Raw genomic sequence first — 9825 nt, 5'->3', positions numbered from 1 at the left:
CACCAATATCCTTGGCTTAGACCCGGACTGTTTCTGCATAGCCGGCGAATTCATGTCCTTGTTGCTCATAACCCCTCTCCAAATAATGGACTGGAATTTATAAAAAAATCAGAATATTTTCTTTCCATATTTAATATGCCCTCGCGCAATCCGCCAGAGTTTTGGCGTGCGGCAGTCATTACCAACGGCAAGGCCAATACTCCAACCCCAAGTAATACACCAGCCATTTTCAGAATGAGCGATAAACCCCAAATGAGGTAGCGTGGCTCATCGCGAAATTTATTCCGGTCCGAGCACCAGCAACCTGACGTGCGCCGCCCTGCCGAACTCGCTATCCGCCTCGGTTGCGGCAATCCGTTCCAGTACCGCGCGACTCGGTTTTTCCAACAAGGCAATCGCTCTTAACCTGACCGAGACGTGATGCGCCCGCAACGCGGCCAGTTCGGTCAGATAGGCATTACCATGGCTCAACAGTTTGAGAATCACCCGTTCGGGATCTTCGGTCATCAGGTCGCGAACCAATTCGCCGTACTGTTCCTGCAACCGGATCAGCTCGCGGCGGTCGAGTTTTTTCGGCTCGGTCGGGTCGTCGCAACAGGCCATGGGCGTCGTCAGGCAAACAGGTCTAATAAAAGTGACTGGCGCGATTTTAGAGGGTCGGCGCCGATCTGAACAGCCACCGTTTAGGCCTTGCCGTCGTCCGCCGGATTGACGGATTCAGACTGGCTTTCCTGTTCGGTGCGGATCAACCAATCCAACAACAGCGCGTAACTGGTCGCCAATAGCGTCGGCCCCAGAAAGACGCCGATAAAGCCGAATGCCAACAGACCGCCGAAGATGCCGAATACGATCAACACAAACGGCAGCTCGACCTCTCGGCTGATCAACAACGGCCGTAACCAGTTATCGATCGTGCCAACGAAGGCCAAAAACCAGACCGCGATAAAGATGGCCCAACCGGTTTCGCCTTCCGCCAGTAACCATAACGAAATCGGCAGCCAAACCACGGTGCCGGCGGCCGGGATGATCATCAAAAAGAAAGCGGCCACACCCAATACGAAGGCGTAAGGCACGCCGGCAATCACGAAACCGAGCATCGACGCCAGTGCTTGTACCAGCGCGGTGCCGAGGATGCCGTAAACCACCGCCAGCAAACTGGTACGGATGATGTGCAGAATGCGCTGGGTACGTTCGCCCGCCAAACGTTCGACCGCGATCACCACATGGCCGGCGACATGCTCGCCGTCGCGGTAGAAGAAGAACAGCACCAGAATGCTCAATCCCAGATGCAACAATTCCCCGGCCAGACCGATGCTTTGTTGCAACAGCCAGCCGCCGGCGCCGAGCGCGTATTGGCGGGCAAAATTGACGATGCGGCTGGAGTCCTCGCCGAAGGCCAGCCAAGTATCGGCCGCGCTGTCGCCAATCAGCGGCAAGCCGCGCAGCCAGACCGGCGGCGCCGGCCATTCGTGAGCGCTTTGGTTCAACCATTGCAACATCCGATTGATGTCGTCGGTAAACGTAAAGCCGGCCGCCGCGAACGGCGTCAGCAACAGCGCCCCGATCGGCAGCACCATCGCAATCGCGGCCCGGTTGGCGCTCAAATTCCAGGTCCGCAAACGGCTATACAGCGGCCAAGTCACGTAACAAAGAATGGCCGCCCATAACAGGTCGAAAAAAAACGGCCGCAACACCTGATAGCAGGCAAACAACAGCAAACAGAACGCGGCCAGACTGGCCAGTTTTTCGTAGCGGGAATTGGGCGGAAGCATGGCGGATTTGGATGCGGCGGTGGCATAGGCGGGCCGGCAATCGGCGGAATCGACAGCATAGCCGATTTTGAAGACCTGGCATTCGCCGAATGCGCCGGGGAACGGCGCTTGCAGTGCCGGCGCGGGTTTCTTAGAATGCGGGACCATTGCCAATCCGGAGCAGGCGTCGTGAGCGACAGCAGAGCATTCATTCCAATCAATATCGCGATATTGACCGTGTCCGATACCCGCACCGAGGCGGACGACGTGTCCGGCAAGACCTTGGTGGACGGTCTGCTGGCTGCCGGTCATCAACTGCATGAAAAACGCATCGTCCCCGACGATATTTATCAAATTCGCGCGGCGATCAGCCAATGGATCGCGGACGCGAACGTCAACGCCGTGATTACCACCGGCGGCACCGGCATCACCGGCCGCGACGGCACGCCAGAAGCGGTGAAGCCATTGCTGGACAAGGTCTTGGACGGTTTCGGAGAAGTGTTCCGGATGATTTCCTACCAGGACATCAAAAGCTCGACGGTACAATCGCGGGCGCTGGCCGGCGTTGCCAACGCCACCTATATTTTCTGCGTGCCCGGCTCAGCCGGCGCCTGCCGCACCGCCTGGGACGCGCTGATCAAGGATCAGTTGGATTACCGCACCCGGCCCTGCAATCTGGTGCAATTGATGCCAAGGCTGTTGGAGAAATGAACCAACGCCGGTTTTTGTTTTACGCCGCGATTTTCGGCTTCCTCGGCGTCGGCCTGGGCGCGTTCGGCGCGCACGGGCTGAAAAATATCTTGTCCGAACACGGCGCTGACATCTATAAAACCGCGGTAAGCTACCAAATGTGGCATACGCTGGCCTTGGCGCTGGTCGGCACCCTGCCGGAACACCCAAGCTTACGCTGGGCGGGCTGGTGTTTGCTGATCGGCATCGTTCTGTTTTCCGGCAGTTTGTATCTGTTGGCGATTTTTAATCTAAGCTGGTTGGGCATGATTACGCCGTTCGGCGGCGTTGCTTTTCTACTGGCTTGGGCGGCCATCGCCAAAGCAGCCCTACAACACTCTGGAGGTTCCGATGGATAAACCGCCCGTTCGCCCCAGCGCGCCCACAGCAGCGCCCGCTCCCCGCACTAGCGGCGTGCGAAATCCCCGCGATAGCGACGGCGACGTCAAACTGCCGCCGCCGGCCGAAGACGCGATGATTAAAGTCTTGCACGCGGTGATCCATTTGGCGGTGCGCATTCTCGCGGTGTTGATGGTGTTGGTGATCCTGTGGGGCGTCGCCGACGTTGCCTACGTGATGTTTCAAAAACTGGTCGAAGCGCCGTTCATGATGCTGACCGTCTCCGATATTCTGGTAATCTTCGGCTCGTTCATGGCGGTGCTGATCGCGATCGAAATTTTCGTCAACATCACCGTTTATATCAAACACGACGCGCTGCCGATCAAAATGGTGATCGCCACCGCGTTGATGGCCGTGGCCAGGAAGGTCATCATGCTGGACTTCAAGGAACTCGAATGGCATTACATCGTCGCGATCGCGGCGGTGATCCTGGCCCTGGGTCTGACCTATTGGCTGATTTCTCCTAAACCCCAACCGGTGAAAACCGACGACCGATAAGCATGCGCGACGCCACCCCGCAAACCGTTTACCTGAAAGACTACACCCCGCCGGACTATTTGATCGATCAGGTCGAATTGGTTTTCGAGTTGGACGAACAACGCACCGTGGTCCGCGCCGGCCTCGACGTTCGGCGCAACCCCGACAGCCGCAGCTCGGGCGAGGCGCTGACGCTGTTCGGCGAAGAACTGCTGCTGGTTGGTATCGCGCTGGACGGCCAAGCACTGGTCGCCGGCGACTACACGCTGAGCGACGAAACCCTGACGATACACCGGGTGCCCGGCGACCGGCCGTTCCGAATCGACATCGAAAACATCATCGACCCGCAAGCCAACACCGCGCTGGAAGGCCTGTATCTGTCCAGCAGCATGTTGTGCACCCAGTGCGAAGCGCAAGGTTTTCGCAAGATCACCTGGTTTCTGGATAGGCCGGACGTGATGAGCCGCTTTAGCACCAAGCTGATCGCCGACAAAGCCCAATATCCGGTGTTGCTGTCCAACGGCAACAAGATCGGCGCCGGCCAACTGGACGACGGCCGGCATTGGGTGGCGTGGGAAGACCCTTTCGCCAAACCCTGCTATTTGTTTGCGTTGGTGGCCGGCCAACTCGAATGCGTCGCCGACGACTTCACGACGATGAGCGGCCGGCGCATCGCGCTGGAAATTTTCGTCGAGGCCCACAACGTCGATAAATGCGGCCATGCGATGCAATCGCTGAAAAACGCGATGCGCTGGGACGAAGACACCTACGGTCTGGAATACGACCTGGATTTGTACATGATCGTCGCGGTCGACCATTTCAATATGGGGGCGATGGAAAACAAGGGCTTGAACGTTTTCAACACCAAGTTCGTGCTGGCCCGGCCGGATACCGCGACCGATAGCGATTACGAACACATCGAGGGCGTGATCGGCCACGAGTACTTCCACAACTGGTCCGGCAACCGGGTAACCTGCCGCGACTGGTTTCAGTTGAGCCTGAAGGAAGGCTTCACGGTGTTTCGCGACCAGCAATTCAGCGGCGATCGCTCGTCGCCGGCGGTCAAGCGCATCGAAGACGTTAACATGCTGCGCACCCGCCAGTTCGCCGAGGATGCCGGTCCGCTGGCCCATCCGATTCGGCCGGAAGCCTATATCGAAATCAACAATTTTTATACGCTGACCGTCTACGAAAAAGGCGCGGAAGTGGTGCGCATGCTGCACACACTGTTGGGCGCATCTGGATTTCGCCAAGGCTGCGACCTGTATTTCCGGCGCCACGACGGCCAGGCGGTGACTTGCGAGGACTTCGTCAAGGCGATGGAAGACGCCAACGGCGTCGAGCTGAGCCAATTCCGCCGCTGGTATTCGCAGGCCGGCACGCCGGTGTTGCAGGTCGAGCAAGCGTTCGGCGCCGGCGGGTTGACGTTGACCGTCAAGCAAAGCTGTCCGCCGACGCCGAATCAGCCGGAAAAATTACCGCTGCATGTGCCGATCAAGCTGGGCTTGCTGGCGGCGGACGGCAGCGCGGCCCGCTTTTGTTACCAAGGCGAAACCCGCGAAGAAACGACCTTGAGCCTGACCGAGGCCGAACAAAGCTTTGTGTTCGAGGGCTTGACCGAACAGCCGGTCGTGTCGCTGCTGCGCGGCTTCTCGGCGCCGGTGACCTTGAAGATTGACCGCAGCCCGGAAGAACTGGCGTTCTTGCTCAGTTACGACGGCGATACCTTCAATCGCTGGGAAGCCGGCCAGCAATTGATTTCGCGGATTATTTTCGGACTGATCGCCGACATCCGCGCCGGCCGGGCGCTGGCGACCAATCCGGTATTGCTCGAGGCATTCCGGGCGATTCTGGCCGACGGCGGCACCGATCTATCCTACCGCGCGCTGTTGCTGAGTTTGCCCGACGAAGCTTATTTGGGCGGCCAAATGGCCGTGGTAGATGTCGAAGCCATCCACCAGGCCCGCGAATTCGTGCGCCTGTCGCTGGCGACCGCGCTAGCCGACGAATTCCAACGCTTGTACGCCGAACACCATAAGGACGAGTCAGGCTGTTTCGATGCCGCCGCGGTCGGACGCCGCCGCTTGAAAAACGCCTGCCTGGGCTATCTGACCGCGCTGGAAAAGCCGGAGAGTTACGCACTGGCCGAAGCGCAGTTCCGTAGCGCCCGCAACATGACCGACCAGATTGCGGCACTGTCGGCGGTCGTCAACAGCCGCAATCCGGCCAAGGCCGATTGTCTGGACAGTTTTTACCGGCAATGGCAACGCGAGGCGCTGGTCGTGGACAAATGGTTTACCTTGCAAGCCACTTGCCATATGCCCGAGACCTTCGCCACCGTGCAACGCTTGATGCAACATCCGGCCTTCGATATGAAAACGCCCAACCGGGTGCGGTCGCTGGTCGGTGCGTTCAGCCAGTCCAACCCGTTGCATTTTCACGCCGCGGACGGTTCGGGTTACCGGTTTTTGGCGGATCGGGTCATCGAGTTGAATGCGCTGAATCCGCAAATCGCCGCGCGGATGGTCAGCGGCTTTGCCCAGTGGCGACGTTACGACGCCGACCGGCAAACCTTGATGACGCGCGAATTGCGGCGTATCGTCGAAACCGAGCATCTGTCCAAGGACGTTTACGAAATTGCCAGCAAGAGTTTGGCGTAACCGTCTTATTCACGTAAACTAGCCGGCAGTCACCCATCGTTTTCAGGTATGAACCCACGCACCGCCCAGGTCGAGCGCGACACGCTCGAAACCCAGATCAAGGTTGCCGTCAATCTCGACGGCAACGGCAAGGCCTCGTTTAACACCGGACTGCCGTTTTTGGAGCATATGTTGGACCAAGTAGCCCGGCACGGCTTGATCGATCTGGACGTCGAATCCCGCGGCGACCTGCATATCGACGCCCACCACAGCGTCGAAGACATCGGCATCACCTTGGGCCAGGCGTTCGCCAAGGCCCTGGGCGACAAGAAAGGCATTTTCCGCTACGGCCACGCTTACTGCCCGTTGGACGAGTCGCTGTCGCGCGTCGTCGTCGATTTCTCCGGCCGGCCCGGCCTGTTTTACGAAGTCGAGTTCAAGCGCGCGCTGATCGGCAGCTTCGATGTCGATTTGTTCAAGGAGTTTTTCCAAGGCTTCGTCAACCACGCCGGCGTTACGCTGCACATCGACAATCTGAAAGGCGGCAACGCCCACCATATCGCCGAGACCGTGTTCAAGGCATTCGGCCGCGCCGTCAGAATGGCGATCAGCCACGACGAGCGCATGGCCGGCATCATGCCATCCACCAAAGGCAGTCTATAATTCCGACTTTCTCAGCCCAACCCGATTCAAGACCTCTTATCAAACTTATGTCGACAGTTGCCGTCATCGACTACGGAATGGGTAACCTGCATTCCATCGCCAAAGCGCTTCAGCATGCCGAACCCGCCGCGGACGTGCGGGTCACCGCCGATCCGGCGATCATCGGCGATGCCGACCGCGTGGTGTTTCCCGGCGTTGGAGCCATTCGCGATTGCATGCAAGCCCTTAAAAGCAGCGGCCTAGCCGACGTGATAGCGAGCACGGCGGCCGAAAAACCGCTGCTCGGTATTTGCCTGGGCATGCAAGCGCTGCTGACCGATAGCGAGGAAAACGACGGCGTCGCCTGCTTGAATCTGATTCCGGGGCATGTGCGCCGTTTTGCCGACCATTTGACCGACGGCGCCGGCCAGCTGCTGAAAATCCCGCACATGGGCTGGAACCGGGTCCGCCAACAACCCCACCCGCTGTGGGAAAACATCCCGCAAGACAGCCGGTTTTATTTCGTTCACAGCTACTATGCCGTACCCGATGTCGCCGGTCGGGCGGCGGCAACCGCCGATTACCCGACGCCTTTCACCTGCGCATTGGCCCAGGATCGGGTTTTCGCCGTGCAATTTCACCCTGAAAAAAGCCAGACCGTCGGCTTGCAATTGTTGCAAAACTTTTTGCATTGGGACGGCAAGGCCTGATCTCCAGTCCCGATGTAACTACAGACCCAGTGATTTAACCTCCGAGATTGAACTATGTTGCTGATACCCGCAATTGACTTGAAAGAAGGGAAGTGTGTGCGTTTGCGTCAAGGTCGTATGGAAGACGACACCGTGTTTTCGGAAGACCCGGTAGCGGTGGCCGGACGCTGGGTAGAAGCCGGCGCCAAGCGCCTGCATTTGGTGGATCTGGACGGCGCCTTCGCCGGCCGACCGAAAAATGCCGAAATCATTCACGCCATCGTCGAAGCCTATCCGGACGTGCCGGTGCAAATCGGCGGCGGCATCCGCGACGAAGACACGATCCAGGCTTATCTGGAAGCCGGCGTGCAATATGTGATTATCGGCACCAAGGCGGTCAGCGAGCCGCACTTCGTCCGCGACGTCGCGATCGAATTTCCCGGCCACATTATCATCGGCCTGGACGCCAAGGACGGCCGGGTGGCGATCGACGGCTGGTCGAAACTGTCGCGCCACGACGTGATCGATATGGCGCAAAAGTTTGAATCCAACGGTGTCTCGGCGATCATTTATACCGACATTTCCCGCGACGGCATGATGCAAGGCGTTAATGTGGAAGCCACCGCCAAGCTAGCCCGCGCGGTCAACATCCCGATCATCGCCTCCGGCGGCATCACCAATCTGGACGACATTCGCGCGCTCGGCGAAGTAGCCCACGAGGGCATCATGGGCGCGATCACCGGCCGGGCCATTTACGAAGGCACGCTGGATTTCGCCGAAGGCGAGAAATTGGCTGAATCCTTTAGCGGCGCCGACCTCTGAACGCCCGAACCATGAGCCTAGCCAAACGCATCATCCCCTGCCTGGACGTCGATAACGGCCGCGTCGTCAAGGGCGTCAAATTCATCGATATCCGCGACGCCGGCGATCCGGTGGAAATCGCCCGCCGTTACGATCGCGAAGGCGCCGACGAAATCACCTTTTTGGACATCACCGCCACCCACGACGACCGGGCGACGATGGTGCACGTCGTCGAACAAGTGGCCGGCGAAGTCTTCATCCCGTTGACGGTCGGCGGCGGCATCCGCGTATTGGACGACATCCGCCGCATGCTCAACGCTGGCGCCGACAAGGTCGGCATCAACAGCGCGGCGGTATTTCGGCCGGAATTCGTCAAGGAAGCGGCCGATAAATTCGGCTCGCAATGCATCGTCGTTGCCATCGACGCCAAGAAAGTCAGCCAGGACGGCGAAGTAGACCGCTGGGAAATTTTCACCCACGGCGGCCGCAAGCCGACCGGCATCGACGCAGTCGAATGGGCCGTCAAAATGCAGAGCTACGGCGCCGGCGAAATCCTGCTGACCAGCATGGACCGCGACGGCACCAAGTCCGGCTTCGATTTACCGCTGACCCGTGCGATCAGCGAAGCGGTGCCAATTCCGGTGATCGCCTCCGGCGGCGTCGGTAACCTTGACCACTTGGCCGACGGCATTATCCAAGGCAAGGCCGACGCGGTGCTGGCCGCCAGCATCTTCCACTTCGCCGAATACACGATAGAACAGGCCAAGCGCCACATGCAATCGCGCGGCATTGAGGTCAGACTGTGAGCGGCGCGTGGCTGGACGAAATCGCCTGGACCGACGACGGCTTGGTGCCTGTCATTGCCCAAGACCATCTTAGCGGCCGAATTTTGATGTTCGCCTGGATGAATCGGGAATCGCTGGCGCTTACCGAACAAGAAGGATATGCGGTATACTGGTCGCGTTCCCGTCAGCGCTTGTGGCGCAAGGGCGAGGAATCGGGTCACCGGCAGAAAGTCCTGGATATCCAACTCGATTGCGATGCCGATGTGGTGTTGATTAAAGTCGAGCAGGAAGGCGGCATCGCCTGCCACACCGGCCGGGAAAGCTGTTTTTTCCGCAGCTTGGCCGACGGCGAATGGCAAACCGTCGATCCTGTCCTGAAAGACCCGAAAACCATCTACAAATAACCCCTCCCAAGCCGGCATAGCTCAGCAGGTAGAGCAGCGCACTCGTAACGCGAAGGTCGTAGGTTCGATTCCTATTGCCGGCACCATTAAAATCAATTAGTTACAGTAAAAATGAGATTTCAAGCAAGCCTCGTGGGGCACTTGAGGGGCAGTCGCAAGCAATTGTCCTCGACAAATCTCGATAAGTAGACGTTTATCAAGGCAATCTTGATACCGCTCTTTGCTCAGTGAAACAACACGGGATTGGTATAGACTTAGGGTTCGGCAGAACACAATGCCCCTTCATCGTCGAATCCCCAGCAATCACTCGGATCGGGTTCAGGGTGAATGGTTGGAAAGCGTGGGGCGGCAAGCGACCCCGTTTCGGTCTATCGCTTTATCTGATTGAATGGCTGTAATAGGGGCTTTATTCCGCCCAAGCGAATTTGCCAGTCGATATACAGTTAGCAATCTAATTCCTTGTGACCCGAGACAAAACTGATGCGCGCAATCCTAGGTATAGACGCAGC

Annotated in this window: 12 protein-coding genes and 1 tRNA gene; 11 read left to right on the top strand and 2 right to left on the bottom strand. The window is 58.6% G+C overall.

Annotated features, from left to right (window positions below; genetic code table 11):
• Positions 1–261: hypothetical protein (locus AC3B8H_RS14560; RefSeq protein ID WP_488442270.1), on the top strand; the 261-nt coding region annotated here is incomplete at its 5' end.
• Between the two features lie 18 nt (positions 262–279).
• Here the strand turns inward: AC3B8H_RS14560 and AC3B8H_RS14555 are convergent.
• Positions 280–603: a hypothetical protein gene (locus AC3B8H_RS14555; protein ID WP_488442269.1), complete on the bottom strand. Its 324-nt coding sequence runs from the start codon at positions 601–603 to the stop codon at positions 280–282.
• An 80-nt stretch (positions 604–683) separates the two neighbouring features.
• Entirely contained in the window at positions 684–1919 is a 1236-nt protein-coding gene (locus AC3B8H_RS14550) for an AI-2E family transporter (RefSeq protein ID WP_488442268.1), read from the bottom strand.
• A 21-nt stretch (positions 1920–1940) separates the two neighbouring features.
• Here AC3B8H_RS14550 and moaB point away from each other — a divergent pair, with 21 nt between their 5' ends.
• From moaB to AC3B8H_RS14500, 10 genes are all read left to right on the top strand, one after another.
• A complete protein-coding gene (moaB, locus tag AC3B8H_RS14545) occupies positions 1941–2462 on the top strand; it encodes a molybdenum cofactor biosynthesis protein B (RefSeq protein WP_488442267.1) in 522 nt (173 codons plus the stop codon).
• Complete coding sequence (locus tag AC3B8H_RS14540) at positions 2459–2839, top strand: DUF423 domain-containing protein (RefSeq protein WP_488442266.1); 381 nt, start codon at positions 2459–2461, stop codon at positions 2837–2839. The genes moaB and AC3B8H_RS14540 overlap by 4 nt, the downstream gene beginning before the upstream one ends.
• The gene (locus AC3B8H_RS14535) at positions 2832–3377 is read left to right on the top strand and encodes a phosphate-starvation-inducible PsiE family protein (RefSeq protein ID WP_488442265.1); all 546 of its coding nucleotides are present in this window, start codon (positions 2832–2834) and stop codon (positions 3375–3377) included. The genes AC3B8H_RS14540 and AC3B8H_RS14535 overlap by 8 nt, the downstream gene beginning before the upstream one ends.
• Before the next feature lie 2 nt (positions 3378–3379).
• On the top strand, positions 3380–6016 hold the full coding sequence (gene pepN, locus AC3B8H_RS14530; protein WP_488442264.1) for an aminopeptidase N: 2637 nt from the start codon (positions 3380–3382) through the stop codon (positions 6014–6016).
• Positions 6017–6064: 48 nt separating this feature from the next.
• The gene (hisB, locus tag AC3B8H_RS14525) at positions 6065–6658 is read left to right on the top strand and encodes an imidazoleglycerol-phosphate dehydratase HisB (RefSeq protein WP_488442263.1); all 594 of its coding nucleotides are present in this window, start codon (positions 6065–6067) and stop codon (positions 6656–6658) included.
• 47 nt (positions 6659–6705) lie between these two features.
• Complete coding sequence (hisH, locus tag AC3B8H_RS14520; protein WP_488442262.1) at positions 6706–7347, top strand: imidazole glycerol phosphate synthase subunit HisH; 642 nt, start codon at positions 6706–6708, stop codon at positions 7345–7347.
• Positions 7348–7401: 54 nt separating this feature from the next.
• Complete coding sequence (gene hisA / locus AC3B8H_RS14515; protein ID WP_488442261.1) at positions 7402–8148, top strand: 1-(5-phosphoribosyl)-5-[(5-phosphoribosylamino)methylideneamino]imidazole-4-carboxamide isomerase; 747 nt, start codon at positions 7402–7404, stop codon at positions 8146–8148.
• Between the two features lie 11 nt (positions 8149–8159).
• Complete coding sequence (gene hisF / locus AC3B8H_RS14510) at positions 8160–8933, top strand: imidazole glycerol phosphate synthase subunit HisF (protein WP_488442260.1); 774 nt, start codon at positions 8160–8162, stop codon at positions 8931–8933.
• Positions 8930–9316: a phosphoribosyl-AMP cyclohydrolase gene (gene hisI, locus AC3B8H_RS14505; RefSeq protein ID WP_488442259.1), complete on the top strand. Its 387-nt coding sequence runs from the start codon at positions 8930–8932 to the stop codon at positions 9314–9316. The genes hisF and hisI overlap by 4 nt, the downstream gene beginning before the upstream one ends.
• A gap of 10 nt (positions 9317–9326) precedes the next feature.
• A tRNA-Thr gene (locus AC3B8H_RS14500) sits at positions 9327–9402 on the top strand.
• Positions 9403–9825: the final 423 nt, after the last annotated feature.

The sequence above is a fragment of the Methylomonas sp. BG-2 genome (genome assembly GCF_057766305.1).
Note: the sequence above shows the minus strand (reverse complement) of the source record. Positions and strands in the feature narration are given on the sequence as shown.